This is a genomic window from Pseudomonas sp. PME37.24/006, from assembly GCF_055556635.1.
Genome location: NZ_JBVHNL010000034.1, coordinates 1 through 297, shown reverse-complemented (window position 1 = coordinate 297; position 297 = coordinate 1). Strand labels below are relative to the sequence as shown.

Sequence of the window (297 nt, the reverse complement as noted above, 5' to 3'; positions counted from 1 at the left end):
GTCAAAGTATCAAAGAAACAAATTGAAGAATTAAGTAAAAACGCAAAGTCTAGCTCCAAAAAAAGTGTATCTTCTCGATCAGAACCATTCAACTTGAAAAGTAGTGATCCTATCTATTCCAACAAATATGGTAAATTCTTTGAGATCACTCCAAAGAAAAATCCACAACTTCAAGACTTGGATATATTTGTCAATTATGTGGAGATTAAAGAGGGGTCTCTATTGTTGCCACACTATAATTCAAGGGCCATAGTGATAGTAACAGTTAATGAAGGAAAAGGGGACTTTGAACTTCTG

At 34.0% G+C, this 297-nt stretch carries 1 protein-coding gene; it reads left to right on the top strand.

Annotation, left to right across the window (positions count from 1 at the left end; genetic code table 11):
* The coding region (locus ACZ3GY_RS23745) for a cupin domain-containing protein (protein WP_465912185.1) at positions 1–297 on the top strand (297 nt) is incomplete at both ends.